The following is a 23,135-nucleotide window of genomic DNA, read 5'->3' as shown; positions in this document are numbered from 1 at the left end:
CGCGCGGCGCGACGCGGCGCCGGCCGGCTCTCGCGCCGGCACGGACGCGCGCCGCGCGGGCAGCGACGCGCCGCGCGGGCAGCGACGCGCCGCGCGGGCAGCGACGCGCCGCGCGGCGCCGTGGCCTCAGGACGGGGAGCGCACGTCGATCTCGCGCGGCTCGTCCTTCTTGTCGAACCAGCGCGACCGGAGCTGCCGGCGGAGGCCCGACGCGAAGAGGCAGTCGCGGAACGCGTTCTGCTCGAAGGTCACCGCGCTGTGCGCGACCGGCGCCTGGATGAAGATCGCGCGGCCGGTCAGGAGCTGCTTCCGCGTGAGCTCGCCCGGGCGGCGCTCGTGCAGGCACGCGACGCCCCGCGCCTCGAGCGCGCGCTCGAGCTCCAGGTTCAGCCGCCGCACGTCGCCTCCGACGAAGTGGCTGATCAGCTTGTGCCTGTCCCGCCCCGACCTGTCCTTGCGCTCGAGCACCCAGTCGCGGAACGCGTCGACCTCGCCGTACAGCGCGTCGAACAGGTACACCTCGTTCACCTCGCAGCCGCCGTGGCGGAGGCACGCGGCCGCGACGCGGTAGCCGCCCGAGTGCGCCGACAGGCAGAGCATCCCGAGCCTCGCCCGCCGCGGGACGGCGCAGTCGCCGAGCGCCCGCAGCGCCGCGGGGGCCGCGAGCACCGCCGCGATCTCGCCGCACAGCCGCCGGAGGCCGCCCTTTTGCCCCAGCTTGCCCGGGGGCGACTCGGCCGCGTTCACCGCGCCCTGCGGCACGACGAGCACCGCGTTCTGCTTGCTCTCGTGGAGCTGCTCGCGGAGCTTGTGCGCCGCCATGGCCCGCGCCGCGGTCGTGACGTGGCCGTGGAAGTGGACGACGAGGTCGAGCTCATCGCTCTCCGGCGCGCGGTAGTGGGCCGGCACGAAGACCATCACGGTCGCGTCCCGGTACGGCGCCCCGTCGCAGGGGAACGGCGCGTCCGAGAGCTCGAGCTTCAGCGTCACGCCGATCTCGGAGGTCTCGAGCTCCTTCACCCTCGACCCCGCCCCGGCGAGCGCCGGCGCCGGGTCCCAGATCCCGGGCGCCGCCACGGCGCCGCCCGCCGCGCCGAGCGCCCGGAGGAACGCCCGGCGGCCGAGCGCGGGCGCCGCGACGCGGGACAACCTGCCGACCTCGTCCGAAGCCACCTCGGCGCGGGTATCACGGGCCCCGGATCACGGCCAAGAAACGGCCGGGGCGCGGGGCGTCAGGGCTGGTTGCCCACGGCCGCCGTGCTGACCTGCGCGAGCAGGTCCTGGATGCGCCGGACGAGCTTCGCCGGCTCCTGCACGACGCCCTCGACGAGGAGCGCCTGGTCGAGCAGGAGCTCGGACCACTGCTTCACCCGCTCCGAGTCGGCCTCGCGCTTCGCCAGGATGTCGAGGTTCTTCACGACCGGGTGGCTCGGGTTGAGCTCCAGGATCCGCTTCGACTCCTCGGTGTTCTGGTCGATCATCTTCATGATCCGCTCGAAGTTCGCCCCTGGGTCGCCCTCGGCGGCGACGAGGCAGCTCGCGCTGTCGGTCAGGCGCCGCGAGACGCGCACGTCCTTCACCCGGTCGCCGAGCGCCGCCTTGACCGCCGCCACGGCCGCGTCCACCGACTCCTCCGGCTGGTCCTTCTTCTCGGGCTCGGGGCCGAGGTCGACGTCGCCGTGCGTCACGCTCTTGAGCCGGCGCTTGTCGAACTCGTTCAGCGCCTTCACCAGAAACTCGTCGACCGGATCCACGAGGAACAGCACGTCGTAGCCGCGCTTCCGGAACGCCTCGAGGTGCGGGCTCTGCTCGACCGCGCGGCGGCCGAGCCCCGTCACGTAATAGATCTCCTTCTGCTCCTCCGGCATCTTCGCCACGTAGTCGCGGAGCGAGATGAGCTTGCCGGCCTCCGTGTTCATCGACTCGAACCGGCAGAGCTCGGTGATCGCGTCCTTGTTCTTCCAGTCGTTGATCCCTCCCTTGACGACCTGGCCGAACTCCTTCCAGAAGGTCGCGTAGCGCTCGGGGTCCGACTCGGAGAGGTCCTTCAGCGACTTGAGCACCTGCTTGACGATCTGCTGCTCGATCTGCGAGAGCGTCCGGTTCTCCTGGAGCATCTCGCGCGAGACGTTCAGCGACAGGTCCTCGGAGTCGACGACGCCGCGCAGGAAGCGCAGGTACATCGGCGTCAGCTTGTCGCAGTCCTCGACGATGAGGACCCGCTTCGCGTAGAGGCGCACGCCCCTGCGGTCCTTGTGGAACATGTCCGCCGGCGCCTTCTCGGGCACGTAGAGCAGGGCGTGGAACTGCACCGGCGCGTCGATCGACAGGTGCACGGTGAGCAGCGGCTTGTCCCCCTCGTAGCCGCCGGTCACGTGCTGGAAGAACTCGGCGTGCTGCTCCTCGGTGATCTGCGACTTGGGCAGCGTCCAGAGGGCCGCCGAGCGGTTCGCGACCTCGTCGTTCACCTTGATCGGGAAGTGGACGAAGTCCGAGTACTTGCGGATGATGTCCTTGATGCGCCAGGCCTTCGTGTACTCGCGCGCGTCGTCCTTGAGGTGGAGGACGATCTTCGTGCCGGGGTGCTCGCGGTCGCCGGGGGCCACCGTGAAGGAGCCGGCGCCGGACGACCGCCACAGGACGGGCTCGGCGCCCGGCAGCATCGAGCGGGTCTGCACGTCGACGCGCGAGGCGACCATGAAGGCGGCGTAGAAGCCGACGCCGAACTGGCCGATGAGCTGGAGCTTGCCGCCGTCCTTCTTCTGCTTCGCGGCCTCGGCGTTGGCCTTCAGGAACTCGAGCGATCCCGAGCGCGCGATGGTGCCGAGGTTCTGCACCACCTCGTCGCGGGTCATGCCGATGCCGTTGTCCTCGATGGTGAGGGTCCGGGCGGCGTCGTCGAGCGTGATGAGGATCGCGGGCTCGCCCACCTGCTCGGCGACGCCCTCGCGCGTCAGGGCCAGGAAGCGCGCCTTGTCCAGGGCGTCCGACGCGTTCGAGATGAGCTCGCGCAGGAAGACTTCCTGGTTTGCATAGAGCGAGTTGATGACCAGCGCGAGGACCTGCTGCACCTCGGCCTGGAAGGGGAGCTCGACGGCGCCGGCCGCCCTCGTCTCGTCGGACGTGGGCGAGGCGGGCGTCGCGGGCGGCTGGGCGTCCGGGGGCTGGGCAGAGGGCGCGGAGCCGCTGGTTTCGGGGTTCTGGCTTTCCGTGTTCATCTCGGCGACCAAATGGATCCGATTTTCGAAACGGCAATCCCCCGATGCGCTGTCGGGCGACGGCCGGAACGCGCCCCGGGACGCCGCCCTCTCCGGGCTCGCCTCCCGCGACGCTCCCGGGGTGGAGGCTCACCGGGCCGCGGGGCGCGATCTACGCCGACGTCGGGCGCTGCGGGCCGGGCTCCTCACGTCGAGGTCGCTATCTCCGATCCCCGCATGTACGCTGGGCTTTTCTCGAGCGTCAGGGTTTCTTCGGGAGCGCAGCGGCGCTAGATTCACGGAGGTTGCACCCACGCCGTCGGGGGAATCCGTTGTGGTAGCACTTCTCCGCGCAGTACTCCATCTTGTCCCGGCAATCGGGATGTTGGCGCTCGCGGGGTGCGGTGACCGGGGCAAGGCGGCGGCCCGTGACGACGCGAAGCGTCCGCCCGCCTTGCTCCAGTTCGAGGGGCATCTCTACGTCCCGACGGAGACGAGCGACTTCAAGCTCCTCGAGCGCGTGCGGGCGCAGACGCGCTCTGTGTTCACGGGGCTGCGGCGCTCCCGGGTGATGGTGAGCCGGCGCGAGGTCCAGGGCGCGACGACCGATCATTTCATCAAGGAGGCCGTGACGGTCGTCGACACGGCCACGGGCAAGCGCGACGTCGCGCTCCGCGTGCGGTACCGCTACGTGGCCCGGCCCGAGATCGCGAACGGCGTCGACGATCGCAAGGAGATCGCGCTCGCGCTGCTGCACCGGGAGGACGACGCGATCGCGGAGCGCGTGCTCCAGGAGTGCACGGCGAACCCCGAGGCGTCGAAGCGGGGCGCCAGCACCGTCGGCCTCGATTTCGATCCGTCCCTCCCGGGCTGCAAGGCAGCGATCGACGCGGAGCAGGCGGCGATCGACGCCGCGCGCGCGAAGCTGCCCGAGCTCGCGCCCGAGCTTGTCGGCGGATCGCCGGGGGCCGCCGCGGACACCGTGGTCACTGTCGAGGAGGCGCGGCGCGTGTACATCCCGACCCGGGTGACGGTCGAGCTCCTCGACCGGAGGCCGGGCGAGGTCGCGCCGCGCTACGCCCCGGTGGGTCGCCCGGAGGAGGTCGCGGGGGCCGCGGCGGCGGAGCCTTCCGGCGGCGAGTTGCTCGAGGAGCTCGCGCCGGCGGCGGTGATCATCGACCCGGATCTCCCGACGCGCACGCCGGAGGAGAAGGCGCTCGCGGCCGAGGGCGCGCTGTTGCCGAAGCTGCCCGGGTCCGGCGGCACGGCCATCGGGGGCGGGAAGCGGCTGCCCCAGGTCGTGAGCCCCGCGGTCGCCGAGGCGCAGCAGCGCAAGGCGGAGCCTCACAACGAACGCTTCGAGATCCCGTTCGAGACGCTGGCCGACCCCAAGTTCCTCGTCGTGTGGCTGAGCCTCCTGATGGCCTACCCCATCCTCCGGGGTGACCCGCGGAAGAAGGGCTGACGCGGCGAACAGTGTAAGGTCGTCGCCATGATGCTTCGCCTCATGGGGATATTCAGCCGTGCGCTCGCGGAGACGGCCGTCGAGCGGGCCCGCCGGGGGCCTGCTCGCCCGAGCTGGAGCTTCGGCTTCGAGTGGGTGGTCCGGGCGCTCCGCCGCGACTTCGTCGACATGCTCGACTGGCCGTATCCGAGGGTGCGCGCCGACCTGGACGCGCGCTTCACTCCCCAGAAGGCCGTCCGGCGCGTCAAGCGCACGAGCGACACCCTGGGGGGCGTCCCCGCCGTCTGGTTCGAGCCGCCGGGCGCGATGGCCCGGGGGGTCGTCCTCTACCTTCATGGGGGCTCGTACCTGTTCGGCTCCACGAGGACGCACGCCGACGTCATGGCGCGGCTCGCGCTGGCGAGCGGCGCGCGCGTCGTGGGGATCGACTACAGGCTCGGGCCGGAGCATCGCTATCCCGCCCAGCTCGAGGACGCGCTCGCCGCGTTCGACGCGCTCGTCGCGCGGGGCCACGCGCCGGGCGAGATCGCGCTCGCGGGCGACTCCGCCGGCGGCAACCTCGCGCTCGTCGCCCAGCTCGCGCTGCGCGACCGGGGCGAGCAGGCGCGCTGCGCCGCGCTCATCTCCCCCTGGCTCGACCTCACATCGAGCAGCGCCTCGACGCGCGCGAACGAGCCGACCGATTACGGGACCACGGAGGGGCTGCTCCGCCAGGCGCGCGACTTCGCGGGCGCGATCCCGCTCGACGACCCCCGGCTGTCGCCGCTGCACGCGCGGCTCGACGGCCTCGGCCCGCTCTTCATCCAGGTCGGCGACGCCGAGCGCCTCCACGACGAGGGCGTGGAGCTCGCGCGGCGGGCCCGCGAGGCGGGCGTCGACGCCACGCTCGACGTGCTGCGGGACATGCCGCACAACGGGCCCGTCCTCGCCGAGTACCACCCGGAGGCCGCCCGGGGCGCCGACACGCTGGGGTCGTTTCTCCGGGCGTCGCTGTCGGGGGCCGCTCGGGCGCCGCGCCCCCGGGACGCGTCGACGCGTTCCCCGGACGGGGTGCCCGCGCGCGGGGTCTGAGCTCCGCCCCGCGCGGGTTGCGGTGCGCGCGCGCCGCGCGTACTGGATCGCGCCCGCGGGTTCGCCTCGTGGGGCCCCGAGGAGGACGGAGACGATGACCCCTTCCCAGGACCTTGTCGATCTGGCCCAGCGGCTGGCGGACGCGAGCGGCGCCGTGATCCGCCGCTATTTCCGCAAGGGCGTCGAGGCCGACGACAAGGAGGACAGGAGCCCCGTCACGGTCGCCGACCGCGAGGCCGAGGCGGCGCTGCGGGAGATCCTCGCCGCGCGGGCGCCGGGCCACGGGATCGTGGGCGAGGAGCTCGGCCGCGAGAACGCGGAGGCAGAGCTCGTGTGGGTGCTCGACCCCATCGACGGGACGAAGGCGTTCATCACGGGCAAGCCGCTCTTCGGCACGCTCATCGCCCTGCTGCACCGGGGTCGCCCTGTGCTCGGCGTGATCGATCAGCCCGTGCTCGGCGAGCGCTGGCTCGGCGTCCTGGGCCGGCCGACGCTGTGGAACGGCGAGCCGGCGCGCGTCCGCGCGTGCGCGGGGCTGTCGGAGGTGCGCCTCTCGACGACCGGGCCGCAGTACTTCTCGCCGGCGGCGGCGCGCGCCTTCACCGCGGTCGCGGCGCGGGCGAAGCTCGTGAGCTACGGCGGCGACTGTTACCAGTACGGCCTCGTGGCGAGCGGCTGCGTCGATGTGGTCGTCGAGCACGGCCTCAAGCTGTACGACTTCGCGGCGCTCGTCCCGGTGATCACGGGCGCCGGCGGGGTCATGACCGACTGGGAAGGTCGCCCGCTCGACGCCGCGAGCGCCGGGGACGTCGTGGCCGCGGGCGATCCGCGCGCCCACGCCGAGGTGCTGGCCGCGCTCCGCGCCGGGTAGTGCGGCACCCTGGCCGAAAGTGCGGGACTCCGGGAACCGCCAAGACGCCAAGGACGCCAAGAAATCTCAATAATTTTGCGTTCTTGGCGTCCTTGGCGTCTTGGCGGTTCGATCCTCTGCGGCGCTGTCTGCGGTAGAGGCGTGGGGGGCGGCCGAGCCAGCGCGCCCGGCCCACGTCTCATGCGCGCAGCCCGCGGTACTGGAGCGCGAGGGCGTTCTTCAGCACCGGGTCGAGCGCGGCGGTGAGCGTCACGAAGCCGCTGAGCCACGAGAGGAGCGCCGCGAAGTAGAGGGCGAAGATGTTGTGCGCGGCCGCGAGCGGGTCGATGTCGCTCCCGACCTCGCCGCGCGCCTGGGCGTCGCGCACGAGGCCCGCGATGCGGTGCAGGAACGCGAACGTGAGGGCGTTCAGCCGCTCTCCGTTCGGGCCTGACGCACCCGGAAAGGCCTTCACGAACGCCTGCGACACGAGCGGCTGCTCGCTGTACATCGCGAACAGCCGCTGGAACACGTGGAGGAGCTGCGGGAGCAGGGGCTCCTTGCGCGGCAGCGTCTCGAACGCCGCGTCGACGGCTGCCGCGATCCGGTCGTGCATCACCATCATGAGCAGGTCGGCCTTGTCGCGCGCGTGAACGAACACCGTCCCCGTGGCGACCTCCGCGCGCTCCGCGACCGCCTTGGTCGTGGTGCCGTCGTAACCGAGCTCGGTGAAGAGCGCCCACGCGGCGTCCCGGATCCGCCGGCGGGTGTCGAGCTTCTGCTGCGCGCGCCCGCCGCGCCCGGGCGGCGGTGTGGCCGGCGCGGCCGGCGCGGCGGACCCCTTCCGGCGTTTCGCTGAGCCTGTACTGACCTTGCTCATCGTACGGCCAATCTGTTTCTTCGGCCGTCGACAAGTCAACCCTCCTTCACGGTTGACAAGACGAGCCACCATGGTGACCATGGTCAGTGACTGAAGTCATTGAACGAGGGTGGTGCCATGGCTCTGGTGCATTACGACGAAGGCCTCACGATGCGGCAGGCGCGGGCGATCTACTTCGACGTGAACCGCTTCGGCGCGGACGGCGGGTACGGGGACGCGTGGGTCGACTTCAAGCTCGGGCCGCTCCCCGTCCCGTTCCCGAACACGCAGGCGCGCGTGCGCGCCGTCCGGTACCACGACCTTCACCACGTGCTCACGGGCTACGACACGAACACGATCGGCGAGTTCGAGATCTCCGCGTGGGAGCTCGGCGCCGGCTGCAAGGACTTCGTTGCGGCGTGGCAGCTCAACCTGGGCGGCCTGCTCGCCGGATTGCTCTCGGCCCCGCGCCGGACGGTGCGCGCGTTCCTCCGCGGCCGCCGCAGCGAGAGCCTGTACGGTCGGCCCTTCGAGGCGCTGCTCGGCCGCACCGTGGGAGAGCTTCGCAGAGAGATGCGCGTGGATGCGCCCTTGTCCGGCCCGACGGCGAGCGACGTGGTCTGGCTCGCGCTCGCGAGCCTCGCGGGCCTCGCGGTGGGCGTCCTCGGATTCGCGTTCGTGCTCGTCGTGGCGCCGATCGGGATCGTGAACCTGGCGCTGCGCCGGCGACAGGCCCCCGGCTGAGCCCGCGCACGAGGCCGCGTGTCCTCCCGCCCCCCTCGGTCCGGGCATCCATTCTCCGCTTTGCCCGCGCGTCGCGCCCTCCCCCTTCCCCCCGCCCCAGCTTGACCTGGCGCCCGCGACGCACGAGGATCCGCCCCGTGCCCCAGCGAAAGCGCTACCTCTTCGTCTGCGTCAACCGCCGCCCCGACGGCGTCCCGAAGGGCTCCTGCGCCCAGCGCGGCGCCGAGGGCATCCACGCGCAGCTCAAGGCCGCGCTCGCCGAGCGCGGCCTCGCGAAGGTCGAGGCGCGCGCCTGCACCGCGAGCTGCCTCGACGTCTGCTGGGCGGGCCCCGTCATCGCCGTCGAGCCGGACGGCTACTTCTACGGCCGCGTGACCCCCGCGGACGTCCCCGAGATCGTCGACGCCCTCGCCGCCGGCCGCCGCGTCGAGCGGCTCGTCCTCCCGCCCGAGGACTTCACCGAGGCCACGGCCGGCCCGCCCCTGCCGGCGCCGCCCCGCAACGCGCCCCCGGAGGCATGATGGGCGGGGGCGTGATGCGCGGCTTCGAGTTCTGCGAGACGATGGCCGGGAGCTTCCACCTCGTCGACTCCCCCGCCGACGAGCGGCCCATGTCGTTCACCATCCGCGCGCGCTCGCGCGGCCTCCTCCACTTCCTCCGCAAGCCCGAGGTCGAGATCGAGGGCGAGATCGACGCCGAGGGGTTCGCCGACCACCGCTACCTGTCCGGGCGGCTCGGGCTCGATCTCGCGCGCACCGGCACCCTCCCCTACTCCTTCGAGTTCACCGCCAACGACGGCCGCCGCTGCGCGTTCGCCGGCCGCAAGACCGTCCGCACCCGCGACCTCCTCGAGTCGATGACCGTCCTGCCCGGCGTGCTCGTCGGCGAGGGCGGCGCCGTGATCGGCGAGGCGCTCCTCCGCTTCGACCTGCGGAGCGACCTGCTCCGGTTCCTGAAGAGCTTCCGCGCCACGAGGTAGCCGCCATGCGAAGACTCGAGCCCGCCGCGAGCGCCGTCATCGTCATCGACGTCCAGGAGAAGCTCGCGGCCGCGATGCCGACGCCGCAGATGGACGCGCTGACCCGCGCGGCCACGGTGCTCATCGAGGCGGCCCGGCGCCTCGGCGCGCCCGTCCTCGCGACCGAGCAGTACCCCGCGGGGCTCGGGCGCACCGTGGCGCCCATCGCCGAGAGGCTCGCGCAGGCGGGCGCGCCGGTCTTCTCCAAGATGGAGTTCTCCGCCTGCGACGCCGCCGAGTTCGAGCGCGCGCTCACCCAGCGCGCCCCCCGCACCGCCGTCGTCGTCGGCCTGGAGGCGCACGTCTGCGTCTTCCAGACCGTGCGCGACCTCGCCTCCCGCGGCGTCGCCGTCCACGTGCCCCTCGACGGCGTCGCCTCGCGCCGCGACGACCACCGGCTCGCCGGCCTCGACCTCTGCCGCGCGGCCGGCGCCACGATCACCACCGCGGAGACCGTCGTCTTCGACTGGCTCCAGGTCGCGGGGACGGACGACTTCAAGCACCTCTCGAAGCTCATCCGCTGAACGCCGAGGACGCCGTCCGGCGCCCCCTTCGCGCCGGGCCGCACGTCTCTTCCGCGCGGTTCCCGGGCAGCGGCATCCTGACAACGTCGCCGTGTCACTTTGTCAGACCGCCCGATCGGACTTTGTCAGACCCGTGCTCGGCTGGACACCGCGCGCGCGCCTATGACATAGTGACGCATGGCTGACGATCTGGCACAAGCCGGCGCACCGCCGAGCGCGCCCCCGCCCGCCGGCGCCGCGCCGCCGCCCGGCGCCCCCACGGTCCTCGTCGTCGACGACGAGCCGTCGAACGTCGCCTCCATCGAGAAGATCTTCCAGCGCGACGGCATGCGCGTCATCACGGCCGACAGCGCGAAGGCGGCGCTCGAGATCGTGCGCAGCCGCCGCGTCGAGGTCGTCCTCACCGACCTGATGATGCCGGGGGTCAGCGGGCTCGAGCTGCTCCGCGCGCTGAAGCAGATCGCGCCCGACACCGAGGTCGTGATGATGACCGCGTACGGGACCGTGGAGACCGCCGTCCAGGCCATGCGCGAGGGCGCCTACGACTTCGTCGAGAAGCCGCTCAAGCGGATGACGATCATCAAGAGCGTGCGCAAGGCCGCCGAGCGCCAGTCGCTCGTCGCCGAGAACCGCTCGCTGCGCCAGGAGATCAAGCTGCTCACGAAGCGCGAGATCGTCGGGTCGAGCCCGACGCTCCGCCGCGTGCTCGACATCGCCACCCAGGCGGCGCCCTCGAGCGCCACGGTGCTCGTGCTCGGCGAGAGCGGCACCGGCAAGGAGCTCCTCTCGCGCTTCATCCACGAGCGCAGCGCCCGGTCGCGCGGGCCGTTCGTCGCGGTCAACTGCGCCGCCATCCCGGAGACCATCCTCGAGGCCGAGCTCTTCGGCCACGAGCGCGGTGCGTTCACCGGCGCCCTCGCCAAGCGCGAGGGCCGCTTCGCCAAGGCCGCCGGCGGCACGCTGTTCCTCGACGAGATCGGCGAGCTCTCGCCGGCCGTCCAGGTGAAGCTCCTCCGCGTGCTCCAGGAGGGCGAGTACGAGCCCGTCGGCGGCGACACCGTGCGCGCCGACGTGCGCCTCGTCGCCGCCACGAACAAGGACCTCCGCGCCGAGGTCGCCGCGGGCCGCTTCCGCGAGGACCTGTTCTACCGGCTCAACGTGATCGCGATCACGGCGCCCCCGCTCAGGACCCGGCGCGAGGACATCCCGCTCCTCGTCGACCACTTCCTCGGCGTCTACTGCACGAAGAACAACCGCCCCCGCCTGGAGGCGCCGCGCGACGTGCTCGCGCGCCTCACCGACTACACGTGGCCGGGCAACGTCCGCGAGCTCGAGAACGTGATCGAGCGCGCCGTCGTGCTCTGCCGCGGCGACCAGCTCTCGGTCGACGACCTGCCCGACTTCATCCGCGAGGCCGCCCCCGCCGAGCCGAGCTCGCTCACCTTCTCGGTCGGCACCCCCCTCGACGAGGTCGAGCGCAGGCTCATCCGCGAGACGCTCCGCCACGCCCGCGGCGACAAATCCGTGGCCGCGCAGCTCCTCGGCATCTCCACGCGCACCATCTATCGAAAGCTCGGCGAGCTGGAGTGACGCGGCGCGCGAACCCCGGCGGACAGGGCCCGCTCCGGCTCGACGGCCTTCCGACGGCCGCCATGGAAATCCGTTTGTCACTTTGGCAAGGCGGGGCCGTCCGGCCTGCCCCGGGTGCGTCACCTTGGCGGGGCAGCTTCCGTAATTGCGTGAAAATGGGGGGGAACTACCGAAGATTGACCCCTGGCATGGAACTCGCCTAGAGGAGCATGGGCGCATGGGCATCGACGCGATCCTGAAGCGGTATTTTCCCTGGGTGCTGGGCGTGTTGATCGCGCTCGCCGCCTATTTCCAGGCGTCGGGCATGGGCCAGCTCGTGGCCTCCAGCGTCGCGGTCGACGCGCCGCCGCCGCCGCCGCCGAGCCCCCCGACGCGCTCGGGGGCGTTCGGCTCGACCGCGAACGCGGACCACGCGACGAACGCCGGGCCGATCCTCTCGCGCAACCCGTTCGACTCGGTGACCGGGCCGCTCGACGGCAAGCCCGTCGAGATCCCGAGCGTCCAGCAGGAGATGGCGAACAAGGACCCGTACGCGGATCCGTCGTGCGACGGCGCCCGCGTCCTGCTCATCACGCAGGCCGAGGATCCGGAGTGGTCGTTCGCGGCCATGGCCGGCTCGGACGGCAGGGCGATCTTGCGGCGGCAAGGGGATGAGATCGCCGGCCAGACCGTTTACTACGTGGGGTGGGATCGGGTCTGGCTGACCTCCGGCAGCTCGCGGTGCCAGGCCATCGTGGGCGGCAACAACGCTGGCGCGCGGGCGAGCGCCTCGCCGGCGCCCGCGATGGCGCCGCCGCCCACGGCGTCGACGTCGAAGGCCGCCCGCGGCGGCAAGAAGGTCCCGCCGGAGATCGCCTCGAAGATCCAGCGGGTGAGCGAGACGGAGTTCAACGTGGAGCGCAGCGCGGTCGACTCCATCCTCGAGAACCAGGGCGAGCTGATGCGCTCCGCGCGCATCGTCCCCGAGAAGGAGGGCGACAAGGTGGTCGGCATCCGTCTGTTCGGGATTCGACCGGACTCGCTGCTCGGGACGCTCGGCCTTGAGAACGGAGATCGGCTGTCCAGCATCAACGGGTTTGAGATGAGCGATCCGCAGAAGGCCCTCGAGGCCTATGCGCGGCTCCGGACGGCAGACCGGCTCACGGTGACGATCAACCGCAAGGGCAAGCCGATGAACATCGACTTCAACATCAAGTGAGCGCTCCGGACTGAACTCGGTGACGACGCAGGCGAAACCAGACTTGTTCAGACGCAATCAGGCGTGATCAGACGCAACCAGGCGTAAGCAGACGCAATCGGCGTAATCAGACGCAACCAGACGCAATCAGACGCAACCAGACGAGACCGGGGTAGTTGCATGGCGCGATGGATAGGGAGACTGAACGAGGGGAGCCTGCTCCGGCGGACGCTGATGTACATCGGCACGTTCGTCCTCGGCTCCCTCACGTTCGTCGGGGTCATGAGCCTCCTCCTCGTGTCGGTCGCCAGGGCCGTCCTGCCGCCCCGCAACGCCGATGGCTCCGCGGCGGAAGCGACAGAGGAGGCCGAGAGCGACACCGCCTCCGGGACGAGCAAGACCGCCCTGGGCAAGACCTCCCGCTCGAAGCGGCCGCGGCCCCCCTTGCCGGCCGAGCGCGAGAGCGCGCCGAGCGCCGACTGAGCGGCGCCGCCTCCCCCCTACTCATCAACCCACGCAGAGAATATCGAGCCGACTGATGGTGATGACGACCCTCGAGCGACCCCGCTGCCTCCGGAGGAGGCTCCTCGCCGCGCCGGTTGCGGCGCTCGTGCTCGCCGCGGCGGCCCCGCCCGCCGCAGCGCAGCCCGCGAACCGCAACGCCCCCGTGCTGCGGACCCCCGGCCAGAGCACGCCGGCTCCCGGCCGCGCCGGGGTCCCCGCCGGCGCGGGCGCGCCGGGCGCGCCGGGCGCCGCAGGCGCGCCGGGCGCAGGCGCTGCAGCCACGGGCGCGGCGGGCGACGCCGGCGACGATCCGCTCGCCGGGGTGAAGCAGGGCGTCCAGGAGATCGAGTTCAAGCCGAAGCCCGGCGGCTACAAGGTCAGCTTCAACCTCGACGAGGCCGACCTCCCCGAGCTGGTGAAGGCGATCAGCAACATCACCGGACGCCGCTTCATCTACGGCGGCAAGCTCCGGCAGATCAAGGCCACGGTCTACGCGCCGGAGAAGGTGACCGTCGCCGAGGCGTACAGCGCGTTCCTGTCGATCCTCGCCTCGAACGACCTCACCGTCATCCCCCACGGCCGCTTCCTCAAGATCGTCGAGACGCCCGGCGCGGTCTCGGAGACGACCCCCGTCTTCGGCGCCGCGGCGCCCGTGCCCGCGGAGGACCGGTTCGTCACCCGCCTGTACCGGCTATCGCATATCGACGCCAACGACGCGGGCGGCGTCCTCAGCAAGTTCAAGTCGAAGGACGGCGACGTCACCGTCTACCCGCCGGGCAACCTGCTCATCATCACGGACACCGGCACGAACATCCAGCGCATGCTCCGGATCGTCGAGGAGATCGACGTCGGCGGCGCCGGCGACCAGCTCTGGGTGCAGCCGGTCCACTACGGCTCCGCCGCGGAGGTCGCGACGAAGCTGAACGAGATCGTCGACCCGAGGGCGGCGGGCGGCGCGGGCGGCAGGCCCGGCCGGGGCGGCGGCGGCGGCGGCACCGGCGCCCGCATCATCGCGGACGACAGGACCAACTCGCTCATCATCACCGCGTCCGAGCCGGACTACCTGCGCGTCCTCGGCATCCTGAAGCGCCTCGACGTGCCGCAGTCGGGCGAGGGGCAGGTGCACGTGCTCTCGCTCCAGCACGCCGGCTGCAAGGAGCTGTCGGCGACGCTGAACCAGGTGCTCGGCGGCAGCGCGGGCGGCGGCGGCGCGGCCGTGGGCGGCAGGGGGGCCGCGCGCAACGCCCCCCCGGTGCCCGGCTCGACCGACGACATCTTCGAGGGCCAGGTCAAGGTCACGTGCGACGAGGCGAGCAACAAGCTCCTCATCACCTCGTCCCCCCACGATTACGCCCAGCTCCGCGCCGTGATCGACCAGCTCGACGAGCCGCGGCGGCAGGTGTTCATCGAGGCCGTGATCATGGACGTGAACGTCAACCGCTCGCTCGATTTCGGCATCGGTTACCACGCCGGCGCGCCGTTCAACACCGACGACGGCCAGGGCCTCGTCTACGGCGGCAACAACGTCGTACCCTCGGTCGGCGGCCTGCCGTCGCAGCTCGGCGCGCTCGCGCTGGGCGTCCGTGGCGTCGAGATCCCGAACTCGAACAACATCTTCGGGACGGGCCTGTCGATCCCCGCGTTCGGCGTCGTCCTCCACGCGCTGGCCCAGGACGGCGACTCCAACGTCCTCGCGACGCCGCACATCCTCGCGACCGACAACGTGCCGGCCGAGATCTCGATCGGCCAGAACATCCCGCTCCAGACCAACGTCGGCGGCGGCGGGCTCAACCAGCTCGCGAGCCTCGCGGGCGGCGCGGGGGCCGCGGGCGCGCTCGGCGGGCTGGGCGGGCTCGGCGGCCTGCTCGGCGGCTTCGGCGGCGCCGCGGCGCGCCAGGACGTCGGCACGAAGATCAAGGTCATCCCCCACGTCAACGACTCGGACCAGGTGCGGCTGGAGCTCACCGAGGAGATCTCCGACGCCGGCGCCCCCCTCGAGGGCGCGCTCGGCGCGATCCCCATCAACAAGCGCACCGCGAGCACCACCCTCGTCGTCCGCGACCAGCAGACCGTGGTGATCGGCGGCCTCGTGCGCGACGGCACGACCACCTCGGAGACGAAGATCCCGGTGCTCGGCGACATCCCGGTGCTCGGGTTCCTCTTCCGGCAGCGGGTCAGGACCAAGACGAAGACGAACCTGCTCCTCGTGCTGACGCCCTACGTCATCCGCGACCAGGAGGACCTCCGGGCCATCTTCGAGCGCAAGATGCAGGAGCGGCAGGAGTTCATCGACCGCTACTTCGTCTTCAGCGACAGCGCCGCGTGGGAGCCGCCGCGCGACTTCGGCCGGTCGAACGGGCTCGTCGAGGACATCCGGCAGTCGATCCTGACCGAGGAGGAGCGCGCGCGGCTCGAGGAGGAGGCGCGGCCGAAGATCCCGCGGGAGCACACGCCCGTGGAGCCGGTCGGGCTGCCGGTGTTCGGCGGCAAGGGCGGCGCCGGCGTGGCGGTGGGCGCTGGGATGGACGTGGACGTCGACGCGGTCCCGCCGCCCCCGCCGCCGAACGGGGCCCCGCCGCCGCGGCCGTCGCGGCGGCCGATCGGCGGGCGGCAGATGGAGCGCGTTGAATGAGCATGCAGCAGTACCTCGGCGAGATCCTGGTCCGGCGGGGCGTCGTCCCCGCCGAGCGGCTCGCGCCGCTCTACGACACCGTCCGCGAGCGCGGCCAGCCGCTCGCGGACCTCATCGTCTCGTCCAACATCGCCGACGAGGCGAGCATCGCGAAGGCGCTCGCCGAGGAGTGCGAGGTCGGCTTCCTCCAGCGCATCGACATCGACGCCGTGCCGCTCGAGCTCGCCAGCCGGGTGCCGATCACCTACGCGAAGCAGCACAAGATCCTGCCGCTCGCCGAGCACGACGGGGTCGTCTACTGCGCGACCGCCGACCCCCTCGACACGACCGCGATCGACGACGTGCGCGCGCTGTTCGGCAAGCCGGTCGAGATCGCCGTCGCCACGAGCGACGCCGTGCTGAACGCGATCAACCGCGTCTGGGAGAAGAAGGAGGACGGCGGCGCGAAGCTCGAGGGCGACACGGCGCTCGAGGAGGACAACCTCGTCGACATCATCGACTCGGACGACGACGCGCCGATCATCGCCTGGGTCAACGGCCTCTTCGCGCAGGCGGTCCGCGAGCGCGCGAGCGACATCCACATCGAGCCCGAGGAGCGCGACGTCGTCGTCCGCTACCGGATCGACGGCGAGCTCTACGTCGCGAAGCGCGCCTCGAAGCAGTTCATGGCGCCGATCATCGCGCGCGTGAAGATCATGGCGTCGCTCAACATCGCCGAGAAGCGGCTCCCCCAGGACGGCCGCATCACCCTCAAGATCGCGGGCAAGAGCGTCGACATCCGCGTCTCGACGGTGCCGACGAGCCGCGGCTTCGAGCGGATCGTGATGCGCATCCTGCACAAGGCCTCGGTCCTGCTCGGGCTCGACGACCTCGGCTTCGCGCCGCGCGAGTACGCCCTGATGGACCAGCTCATCCAGCGGCCGGACGGCATCATCCTCGTCACGGGCCCGACGGGCAGCGGCAAGACGACCACGCTCTACGCCTGCCTCAACCGGATCAACGAGCCGAGCCGGAACATCCTGACGGCCGAGGACCCTGTCGAGTACGAGATCGGCGGCATCCACCAGGTCCACGTCCACCCCGGGATCGGGCTCACGTTCGCCTCGGCGCTGCGCGCCTTCCTCCGGCAGGACCCGGACGTGATCATGGTCGGCGAGATCCGCGACAAGGAGACGGCCGAGATCGCCATCCACGCATCGCTGACCGGCCACCTCGTGCTGTCGACCATCCACACGAACGACGCGGCCGGCGCCGTGACGCGCCTCGTCGAGATGGAGATCGAGCCGTTCCTCGTGCGGAGCAGCGTGATCGGCATCCTCGCCCAGCGGCTCGTGCGCCTGCTCTGCCCGACCTGCAAGGTGCCCTACCGCCCCTCGGACTACGAGCTCCAGCAGCTCGGGCTCGACCAGGACCGGCTCGCCTGGAAGGCCCGGCGGAAGCTGTCGAACCGGTACGGCGTCCACGGGCAGAAATACGACTACATCGGGCAGGACATCGACCGGGCCGTGTTCTACAAACCCGGGGGCTGCGACGCCTGCAACCAGAAGGGCTTCATCGGCCGGCGGGGCATCTACGAGCTGATGATCATCGACGACGCGGTGGGCCCGCTGATCCTGAAGAGCGCGGACGCGCAGACCATCAAGCGGGTCGCCATTTCCCAGGGGATGGATACGCTGCGTGACGACGGGGCGCGCAAGGTGCTCCAGGGCACCACCACCGTCGAGGAGGTGCTCGCGGCGACCCAGGAAGACGTCATCGTCGACGAGTAGGGGAGGCCGTGGCGGTATTCGAATACAAAGGCATCCTCGTCGGCACCGGCAAGCCGGTCAAAGGGGTCCGCGACGCGGAGAACGCGAAGGCCCTGCGGGCCGCCCTGCGCAAGGACGGCATCATGCTCACCGGCGCGACCGAGGAGCAGGCCGCGAAGGCGAAGGCGAAGCGCGATCTCAAGATCCTCGAGTTCGCGGGCCGCCCCTCGACGTCGGACGTCGCCGTGATGACCCGCCAGCTCGCGACGCTCATCGGCGCCGGCATCCCGCTCTTCGAGTCGCTCAACGCGCTCATCGAGCAGGTCGAGAAGGAGTCGCTGAAGAAGGTCCTCACGCAGGTGCGCGAGCACGTGCGCGAGGGCACGAGCTTCGCGAAGGCCCTCGAGGCGCACCCCTCCGTCTTCCCGCCCCTCTACGTGAGCATGGTGCGCGCCGGCGAGGCGTCCGGCACCCTCGAGGGCGTGCTCACCCGCCTGACCCTCTTCATGGAGAACCAGGCGAAGCTCGTGGGCAAGGTGACCGCCGCGCTCGCCTACCCGGCGCTGATGGCGCTCATCGGCGTCGGGCTCATCTCGGTGCTCATGATCGCGGTCGTGCCGAACGTGACGGGCATCTTCGCCTCCATGGACCAGGCGCTGCCCTGGTACACCGCGGCGCTCATCGGCACGTCGGAGTTCGCCGCGAGCTACTGGTGGCTCGTGCTGATCGCGCTCGCCGGCGCGATCTACGGGTTCCGCCGCTGGGTGCGGACGCCGAAGGGCCGCCTCCGGTGGGACACGTTCGTGCTGCAGGCGCCGATCTTCGGCAAGCTCATCCAGATGCTGTCGATCGCGCGCTTCGCCCGCACGCTCGCGACGCTGCTCTCGTCCGGCGTCGCGCTCCTCAGCGCGATGGACATCGTGCGGAGCGTGCTCGGCAACGCCGCCCTGGAGAAGGTCGTCGTCGACGCCATCGGGTCGATCCGCGAGGGCCAGAGCATCGCCGAGCCGCTGAAGCGCAGCGGCCGGTTCCCGCCGATCGTCACCCACATGATCGCCATCGGCGAGAAGAGCGGGCAGCTCGAGTCGATGCTGGAGAACGTCGCCGACGCCTACGACTCCGCCGTGGAGACCCGCGTCCAGGTGCTCACCAGCCTGCTCGAGCCGCTCATGATCGTCATCATGGGCGGCGCTGTCGCGTTCATCGCGATCTCGATCCTCATGCCGCTCATCCAGATGTCGAGCTTCGTCGGGTAGGTGGCTCATGGGGCGCCGCAGGCAGCGAGAGAGCACGATCTTCTTCCCCTGGGAGCGTGGCGGCGGCCTCTTCCGGCGGACCGGCATGGCGCGCGCGAAGCCGTTCGCCGCCGGGCTCGCGATGGTCGTCCTGCTGCTGCTCCTCGGCGCGCGCGAGCGGCGGCTCGTGGGAATCCGGTCGACCCGCGCCACGTTGTCTGTCGTCCACGGGGCCATCACGCTGTACCGCGCCGATCACGAGCGGCGGTGCCCGGGGTCCCTGGAAGAGCTGAAGCGCGAGGGGTACCTCGCGATCGATCCGGTCGACGCGTGGGGCAGGCCGCTCCGGCTCACATGTCCCGGCAGGAAGGATCCGGAAGGGTACGATCTGATGAGCGACGGACCCGACGGCGAGATCGGCGGACTTGACAGGGTGGAGTGAGAGATGGAGACGAACAGAGCAAGCAGCGCACGAAGGATTCGACGGCTTGGCCGGAAGCTCTCGCGGGGCGTGACCCTCGTCGAGGTGCTGATCGTCGTGACGATCATGGCGATCATCGCCGGCGGCGCCACGCTCGTTGTGTGGCCGAAGCTCAAGCAGTCGCGCGTCAAGAGCGCCTACACCGGGGCGACGATCATCAAGAGCGCCGCGGAGCAGTACCAGCAGCTCGGCGCGGGCAGCGAGGGGTGCCCGACCATCCAGACGCTCGTGAGCGCGAAGCAGATCGACGGCAACAAGACCGACGATCCCTGGGGCCAGCCGTACAAGATCAAGTGCGACGAGGCCACCAACGAGGTCCACGTCATCTCGTCCGGCAACGACCGGAAGGAGAACACCCCGGACGACATCCGGGACGACATGAAGCAGTCCGAGCTCAACAAGATCGCGGAGATGTAACGCCGCGCTGGACGTAGGAGCGCCCATGTCACGCCGTCGCACGAGGGGACTCACGCTTGTCGAGGTGCTGATCACCGTCACGGTGATCGCGCTCATCAGCGGCTCCGTCATGCTCGGCATGGGCGCGGTCACGAGCGCGCGGCTGAAGCGCAGCGCCGCGCTGCTCGCTGGCGCCGTCCGGGTCGCCTACGCGCACGCGAACGCCAAGTCGAAGCCGGTGCGGCTGGTCTTCGATTTCGAGGAGCGGATGATCGTGCTCGAGGAATCCACGGGCGAGCTCCTCGTCGAGAGGAACGACCGGACCGGCGGCGCCGCCGCGGCCACGGAGGCCGAGCGGGCGGCGGTGGCGGAGGCCGAGGCGATCCTGAAGGGGCCGCGCGCGCCGCGGCCCTCGTTCGAGCCGGCGAAGGCGTTCGGCTTCAACCCCGAGAAGGACAGGCCCGGCAAGGAGCTCTCGAGCGGCGTCCGCTTCCTCCAGGTGGAGACGGCGCACCAGGACGAGCCCGTGACGGAGGGGCGGGCCTACCTCTATTTCTGGCCCGGCGGCCAGACGGAGCGCGCCGCGATCCAGCTCAGCCTGGGCGGCCAGGAGACCCAGGATTCGGTGATGACGGTGCTCGTCTCGCCGCTGACCGGCAAGACGGAGCTCAGGAAGGGCAAGGCGAGCATGCCGAGGCCGCGCGACGACGCCGAGGAGTCGGAGCGCGAGGACACGGGGTTCTGATGCGCGCCCGCGGCTTCACCCTGCTCGAGGTCATGGTGGCGGTGGCCATCCTGGGCCTCGGCCTGACGGCGATCCTCTCCGCGCAGGCCGGCGCCTTCTCGGCCGCGGCGCACGCGAGGAACATCAGCGTCGCGAACGGGCTCGCGCGCTGCAAGATGACCGAGATCGAGGAGCGGCTCGCCAGGGACGGCCTGCCGGCGCTCGACGAGATCGACAGCGGGCCGTGCTGCGAGGGCGACGAGTCGCCCAACATCAAGTGCGACTGGCGCATCGAGAAGCCCGAGATGCCCGAGCCCAACTACGGCGAGCTCGACCTCGACACCGGCCTGGAGGGGCTCGGCTTCGCCAAGCCGGGCGAGTCGACAGGCACCGCCGCCCCGAGCGGCGACATCGGCGAGCTCGCGCAGTCGCTGGCCGGCGGCGGCGCGGGGGGCGGCAGCTCGGCCGGCGGGATCGCGGGGCTCCTCCAGCCGTTCGTCGACATGCTCGCGCCGACGCTCCAGCCCATCTTCGAGGCGAGCGCGCGGCGGGTGACGGTCAGGCTGACCTGGCGGCAGGGGGCGCAGGAGCACGGGCTCGAGCTCGTGCAGTGGGTAACGATCCCGCAGATGGGCCAGCCCGAGCAGGGCACCGACGACGGCGGACAGGGGGGAGGGACATGACGGCGCGACCCACGAGCTCTCCCGCGCGCCTCCGGCGCCGCCGGCGCGCGGGCGGCGTGACGCTCCTCGAGGTCCTCGTCTCGGTCGGGATCCTCGCGCTCATCGGGACGCTCATCTACGGCGCGTTCGACGGCATGAGCCGGGCGCGCTCGGGCATCTCTCGGATGAGCGACCGCTACCACCAGGGGCGCGGCGCGATCGCGCGCATCTCGCGCGAGATCCAGACGGCCTTTCTGTCCCGGCACCAGCCGACCGACAAGAACATCGCCGTGCGGCTCACCGCCTTCACGGGGGAGGACGCGTCGCCCGCGGACCGCGTCGACTTCACCTCGTTCGCGCACCGGAGGCTCCTCAGGAACACGCACGAGTCTGACCAGTGCGAGATCGGCTATTTCGGCTCGCGCGACCCCGAGCGCGACAAGCTCGACCTCGTGCGGCGCGAGGCGAAGACCATCGACATCGAGCCCACGAGGGGCGGGGTCGTCAACGTGCTCGCCGAGGACATCGAGAGCTTCAACATCCAGTACCTCGATCCCGTCACCGGGGAGTGGACCGACTCGTGGGACTCGACGCAGCCGGCGGCGCAGTTCGAGCGGCTCCCCTCGCAGGTGTGGGTGACGCTGGTCCTGAACGGCGGGCCGGGCGGGGAGCCCATCAAGTTCGAGACGAAGGTGCCTATCCCGATGCAGGTGCCCATCGCCTTCGGGAACCCATGAGCCGCCCCGGACGCCATCACGGAAAGAAGCGCGCGTCCCCCGCAGGGCCGGGCGGGCGCGCGCGCCGGCGCCTGCGCGCGCGGCGCGACCGGCGGGGCGTGGCGCTCGTCATGGTGCTGGGCGCGATCACGGTGCTCACCGTGTTCCTGACCGAGCTCCAGGAGGAGACCTCCACCGAGCTCTCCGCGGCGCTCGCCGATCGCGACGCGCTCCGGGCCGAGTACTACGCGCGGAGCGCCGTGAACCTGTCGCGGATGCTGATCTCCGCCGAGCCGAGCGTGAGCGCGGCGATCGGGCCGATGCTCGCGATCATCGGCATCAAGGGGAGCTTCCAGGTGCCGGTCTGGAAGTTCACCGACATGTTCCTCGGCCCCTTCAACGCGCAGCTCGTGGAGCCGGGCGCGGAGCCGCCGGCGCCTGGGGCCGAGGGCAGCGCGGCGGGCAAGAACCTCGGGCTCACCGGCGGCGGCCGCTTCGAGCTCAAGATCGTCGACGAGGACTCCAAGATCAACATCAACCGCGCCGCGGACGACGTGGGCGGCATCCAGGACCAGCTCACCGTGGGGGGCCAGCTCCTCAGCCTGATGGCCCCCGCGCAGTACAACCCGCTCTTCGAGGAGCGCGACGGCGACGGGCAGTTCTCCGATCGCACGACCATCTGCAGCGCGCTCGTCGACTGGGTCGACCCCGGCGACCAGGCGTTCGGCTGCGACCTGTCGCCGAACGCCCCGAGCTCCACCGGCGCCGAGGACAGCTTCTACCAGACGATCGGCCTCCCGTATCAACGCAAGAACGCCCCGTACGACTCGCTGCAAGAGCTGCGGCTGGTCCGCGGCATGAGCGACGACTTCTGGGCGACGTTCGTCGAGCCGGATCCGGGCGATCCGGACAAGCGCGTCCTGACCGTCTGGGGCAACCGCAAGCAGGGCATCAACGTGACCTCGGCGAGCCCCCAGGCGCTGCTCGCGCTCACGTGCAGCCCCAACATGCTGGCCGATCCCGCCGCGACGCCGCTCTGCGCCGACATGAACCAGATGACGGCCTTCCTCACCGTGGTCTCGCTGGTGCAGAGCATGACCGGAGGGCTCATCTTCCCTTCCGACGCCGATTACGTCGCCGCGATGACCCAGCAAGAAGGGATGTCCATGGGGTCCATGCTGGGGCAGCAGCTCAAGGCCATGGGCGTCGAGCCCGTCAAGTTCAAGCAGAGCCTGAGGACGATGCGGAAGCAGAACCTCATCGGCAACAGGACCAACTTCCTGAGCATCTATGCCGACGGCATCGTCCCGGGGAACAAGCGCGAGACGCGCGTGCGCGTCCACGCTGTGGTCGATCTCACGGGGGCAAAAAAGCTCGACGAGGCCATGCCGGACCCGAACGGGCCCAGCAATCCCGGTTCCGGTCAGACCGGCTCCCCCGCGACGCCGGATGCGTACGAACAACAGGTCCGATCGAACCCTGCCGGGACGATCGTCTACTATCGCATCGAATAGGACACCCCTCCGGGAAGAAGCGCGGACA

The 23,135-nt window shown here is 71.3% G+C and carries 22 protein-coding genes; 19 read left to right on the top strand and 3 right to left on the bottom strand.

Annotated elements, in window-relative coordinates; genetic code table 11:
* Nucleotides 1-126: 126 nt before the first annotated feature.
* Nucleotides 127-1,173, bottom strand: coding sequence for a hypothetical protein (locus WMF24_RS47845; protein ID WP_437734182.1), 1,047 nt, complete (start codon nucleotides 1,171-1,173; stop codon nucleotides 127-129).
* Nucleotides 1,174-1,232: 59 nt separating this feature from the next.
* A complete protein-coding gene (htpG, locus tag WMF24_RS47840; RefSeq protein ID WP_437734181.1) occupies nucleotides 1,233-3,218 on the bottom strand; it encodes a molecular chaperone HtpG in 1,986 nt (661 codons plus the stop codon).
* Between the two features lie 361 nt (nucleotides 3,219-3,579).
* On the opposite strand from htpG, the gene WMF24_RS47835 reads away from it, so the two are divergent.
* The 3 genes from WMF24_RS47835 (at nucleotide 3,580) to hisN (ending at nucleotide 6,604) form a co-directional block, all read left to right on the top strand.
* Entirely contained in the window at nucleotides 3,580-4,662 is a 1,083-nt protein-coding gene (locus WMF24_RS47835) for a hypothetical protein (RefSeq protein ID WP_437734180.1), read from the top strand.
* A 27-nt stretch (nucleotides 4,663-4,689) separates the two neighbouring features.
* On the top strand, nucleotides 4,690-5,733 hold the full coding sequence (locus WMF24_RS47830) for an alpha/beta hydrolase (RefSeq protein ID WP_437734179.1): 1,044 nt from the start codon (nucleotides 4,690-4,692) through the stop codon (nucleotides 5,731-5,733).
* Between the two features lie 94 nt (nucleotides 5,734-5,827).
* The gene (gene hisN / locus WMF24_RS47825) at nucleotides 5,828-6,604 is read left to right on the top strand and encodes a histidinol-phosphatase (protein ID WP_437734178.1); all 777 of its coding nucleotides are present in this window, start codon (nucleotides 5,828-5,830) and stop codon (nucleotides 6,602-6,604) included.
* Nucleotides 6,605-6,782: 178 nt separating this feature from the next.
* On the opposite strand, the gene WMF24_RS47820 is transcribed toward hisN, so the two are convergent.
* The gene (locus tag WMF24_RS47820) at nucleotides 6,783-7,463 is read right to left on the bottom strand and encodes a TetR/AcrR family transcriptional regulator (RefSeq protein WP_437734177.1); all 681 of its coding nucleotides are present in this window, start codon (nucleotides 7,461-7,463) and stop codon (nucleotides 6,783-6,785) included.
* 117 nt (nucleotides 7,464-7,580) lie between these two features.
* Here WMF24_RS47820 and WMF24_RS47815 point away from each other — a divergent pair, with 117 nt between their 5' ends.
* The 16 genes from WMF24_RS47815 to WMF24_RS47740 all read left to right on the top strand — a co-directional run bounded on the left by WMF24_RS47815 (nucleotide 7,581) and on the right by WMF24_RS47740 (nucleotide 23,107).
* Entirely contained in the window at nucleotides 7,581-8,186 is a 606-nt protein-coding gene (locus WMF24_RS47815) for a hypothetical protein (RefSeq protein ID WP_437734176.1), read from the top strand.
* 137 nt (nucleotides 8,187-8,323) lie between these two features.
* Nucleotides 8,324-8,707 (top strand): (2Fe-2S) ferredoxin domain-containing protein, encoded by a 384-nt coding sequence (locus tag WMF24_RS47810; protein WP_437734175.1) that lies wholly within the window; start codon nucleotides 8,324-8,326, stop codon nucleotides 8,705-8,707.
* On the top strand, nucleotides 8,704-9,165 hold the full coding sequence (locus tag WMF24_RS47805; protein WP_437734174.1) for a hypothetical protein: 462 nt from the start codon (nucleotides 8,704-8,706) through the stop codon (nucleotides 9,163-9,165). The genes WMF24_RS47810 and WMF24_RS47805 overlap by 4 nt, the downstream gene beginning before the upstream one ends.
* 5 nt (nucleotides 9,166-9,170) lie before the next feature.
* On the top strand, nucleotides 9,171-9,728 hold the full coding sequence (locus WMF24_RS47800; protein ID WP_437734173.1) for an isochorismatase family protein: 558 nt from the start codon (nucleotides 9,171-9,173) through the stop codon (nucleotides 9,726-9,728).
* A gap of 177 nt (nucleotides 9,729-9,905) precedes the next feature.
* On the top strand, nucleotides 9,906-11,318 hold the full coding sequence (locus tag WMF24_RS47795; protein ID WP_437734172.1) for a sigma-54-dependent transcriptional regulator: 1,413 nt from the start codon (nucleotides 9,906-9,908) through the stop codon (nucleotides 11,316-11,318).
* Nucleotides 11,319-11,535: 217 nt separating this feature from the next.
* Nucleotides 11,536-12,516, top strand: a complete 981-nt coding sequence (gene gspC, locus WMF24_RS47790; protein ID WP_437734171.1) for a type II secretion system protein GspC — start codon at nucleotides 11,536-11,538, stop codon at nucleotides 12,514-12,516.
* Nucleotides 12,517-12,675: 159 nt separating this feature from the next.
* Entirely contained in the window at nucleotides 12,676-12,978 is a 303-nt protein-coding gene (locus tag WMF24_RS47785) for a hypothetical protein (protein WP_437734170.1), read from the top strand.
* Nucleotides 12,979-13,033: 55 nt separating this feature from the next.
* Complete coding sequence (gene gspD / locus WMF24_RS47780) at nucleotides 13,034-15,631, top strand: type II secretion system secretin GspD (RefSeq protein WP_437734169.1); 2,598 nt, start codon at nucleotides 13,034-13,036, stop codon at nucleotides 15,629-15,631.
* On the top strand, nucleotides 15,628-17,400 hold the full coding sequence (gene gspE, locus WMF24_RS47775; RefSeq protein ID WP_437734168.1) for a type II secretion system ATPase GspE: 1,773 nt from the start codon (nucleotides 15,628-15,630) through the stop codon (nucleotides 17,398-17,400). Before gspD ends, gspE begins: the two co-directional genes overlap by 4 nt.
* 8 nt (nucleotides 17,401-17,408) lie before the next feature.
* Nucleotides 17,409-18,635, top strand: a complete 1,227-nt coding sequence (gene gspF / locus WMF24_RS47770; protein ID WP_437734167.1) for a type II secretion system inner membrane protein GspF — start codon at nucleotides 17,409-17,411, stop codon at nucleotides 18,633-18,635.
* Between the two features lie 7 nt (nucleotides 18,636-18,642).
* The gene (locus WMF24_RS47765; RefSeq protein WP_437734166.1) at nucleotides 18,643-19,056 is read left to right on the top strand and encodes a type II secretion system protein GspG; all 414 of its coding nucleotides are present in this window, start codon (nucleotides 18,643-18,645) and stop codon (nucleotides 19,054-19,056) included.
* 3 nt (nucleotides 19,057-19,059) lie between these two features.
* Nucleotides 19,060-19,512 (top strand): type II secretion system protein, encoded by a 453-nt coding sequence (locus WMF24_RS47760; RefSeq protein ID WP_437734165.1) that lies wholly within the window; start codon nucleotides 19,060-19,062, stop codon nucleotides 19,510-19,512.
* A gap of 25 nt (nucleotides 19,513-19,537) precedes the next feature.
* On the top strand, nucleotides 19,538-20,236 hold the full coding sequence (locus tag WMF24_RS47755; protein WP_437734164.1) for a pilus assembly FimT family protein: 699 nt from the start codon (nucleotides 19,538-19,540) through the stop codon (nucleotides 20,234-20,236).
* The gene (locus tag WMF24_RS47750; RefSeq protein WP_437734163.1) at nucleotides 20,236-20,898 is read left to right on the top strand and encodes a type IV pilus modification PilV family protein; all 663 of its coding nucleotides are present in this window, start codon (nucleotides 20,236-20,238) and stop codon (nucleotides 20,896-20,898) included. Before WMF24_RS47755 ends, WMF24_RS47750 begins: the two co-directional genes overlap by 1 nt.
* The gene (locus WMF24_RS47745) at nucleotides 20,895-21,614 is read left to right on the top strand and encodes a type II secretion system protein GspJ (RefSeq protein ID WP_437734162.1); all 720 of its coding nucleotides are present in this window, start codon (nucleotides 20,895-20,897) and stop codon (nucleotides 21,612-21,614) included. The genes WMF24_RS47750 and WMF24_RS47745 overlap by 4 nt, the downstream gene beginning before the upstream one ends.
* Entirely contained in the window at nucleotides 21,611-23,107 is a 1,497-nt protein-coding gene (locus WMF24_RS47740; protein WP_437734161.1) for a general secretion pathway protein GspK, read from the top strand. Before WMF24_RS47745 ends, WMF24_RS47740 begins: the two co-directional genes overlap by 4 nt.
* The last annotated feature ends 28 nt before the right edge of the window (nucleotides 23,108-23,135 follow it).

Source organism: Sorangium sp. So ce1335 (assembly GCF_051521615.1).
In the GTDB taxonomy this organism is placed as follows: Bacteria; Myxococcota_A; Polyangia; order Polyangiales; family Polyangiaceae; genus Sorangium.
The sequence above is the reverse complement of the archived record's forward strand: the minus strand, read 5'-3'. Positions and strand labels throughout refer to the sequence as shown.

What these genes read in the sequence shown, in the direction of transcription:
- htpG (WP_437734181.1), bottom strand. Translation starts at nt 3,218, where the DNA reads ATGAACACGGAAAGCCAGAACCCCGAAACCAGCGGCTCCGCGCCCTCT.
- WMF24_RS47835 (WP_437734180.1), top strand. Translation starts at nt 3,580, where the DNA reads ATGTTGGCGCTCGCGGGGTGCGGTGACCGGGGCAAGGCGGCGGCCCGT.
- WMF24_RS47830 (WP_437734179.1), top strand. Translation starts at nt 4,690, where the DNA reads ATGATGCTTCGCCTCATGGGGATATTCAGCCGTGCGCTCGCGGAGACG.
- hisN (WP_437734178.1), top strand. Translation starts at nt 5,828, where the DNA reads ATGACCCCTTCCCAGGACCTTGTCGATCTGGCCCAGCGGCTGGCGGAC.
- WMF24_RS47820 (WP_437734177.1), bottom strand. Translation starts at nt 7,463, where the DNA reads ATGAGCAAGGTCAGTACAGGCTCAGCGAAACGCCGGAAGGGGTCCGCC.
- WMF24_RS47815 (WP_437734176.1), top strand. Translation starts at nt 7,581, where the DNA reads ATGGCTCTGGTGCATTACGACGAAGGCCTCACGATGCGGCAGGCGCGG.
- WMF24_RS47805 (WP_437734174.1), top strand. Translation starts at nt 8,704, where the DNA reads ATGATGGGCGGGGGCGTGATGCGCGGCTTCGAGTTCTGCGAGACGATG.
- WMF24_RS47800 (WP_437734173.1), top strand. Translation starts at nt 9,171, where the DNA reads ATGCGAAGACTCGAGCCCGCCGCGAGCGCCGTCATCGTCATCGACGTC.
- WMF24_RS47795 (WP_437734172.1), top strand. Translation starts at nt 9,906, where the DNA reads ATGGCTGACGATCTGGCACAAGCCGGCGCACCGCCGAGCGCGCCCCCG.
- gspC (WP_437734171.1), top strand. Translation starts at nt 11,536, where the DNA reads ATGGGCATCGACGCGATCCTGAAGCGGTATTTTCCCTGGGTGCTGGGC.
- WMF24_RS47785 (WP_437734170.1), top strand. Translation starts at nt 12,676, where the DNA reads ATGGCGCGATGGATAGGGAGACTGAACGAGGGGAGCCTGCTCCGGCGG.
- gspD (WP_437734169.1), top strand. Translation starts at nt 13,034, where the DNA reads ATGGTGATGACGACCCTCGAGCGACCCCGCTGCCTCCGGAGGAGGCTC.
- gspE (WP_437734168.1), top strand. Translation starts at nt 15,628, where the DNA reads ATGAGCATGCAGCAGTACCTCGGCGAGATCCTGGTCCGGCGGGGCGTC.
- WMF24_RS47765 (WP_437734166.1), top strand. Translation starts at nt 18,643, where the DNA reads ATGGGGCGCCGCAGGCAGCGAGAGAGCACGATCTTCTTCCCCTGGGAG.
- WMF24_RS47760 (WP_437734165.1), top strand. Translation starts at nt 19,060, where the DNA reads ATGGAGACGAACAGAGCAAGCAGCGCACGAAGGATTCGACGGCTTGGC.
- WMF24_RS47755 (WP_437734164.1), top strand. Translation starts at nt 19,538, where the DNA reads ATGTCACGCCGTCGCACGAGGGGACTCACGCTTGTCGAGGTGCTGATC.
- WMF24_RS47750 (WP_437734163.1), top strand. Translation starts at nt 20,236, where the DNA reads ATGCGCGCCCGCGGCTTCACCCTGCTCGAGGTCATGGTGGCGGTGGCC.
- WMF24_RS47745 (WP_437734162.1), top strand. Translation starts at nt 20,895, where the DNA reads ATGACGGCGCGACCCACGAGCTCTCCCGCGCGCCTCCGGCGCCGCCGG.
- WMF24_RS47740 (WP_437734161.1), top strand. Translation starts at nt 21,611, where the DNA reads ATGAGCCGCCCCGGACGCCATCACGGAAAGAAGCGCGCGTCCCCCGCA.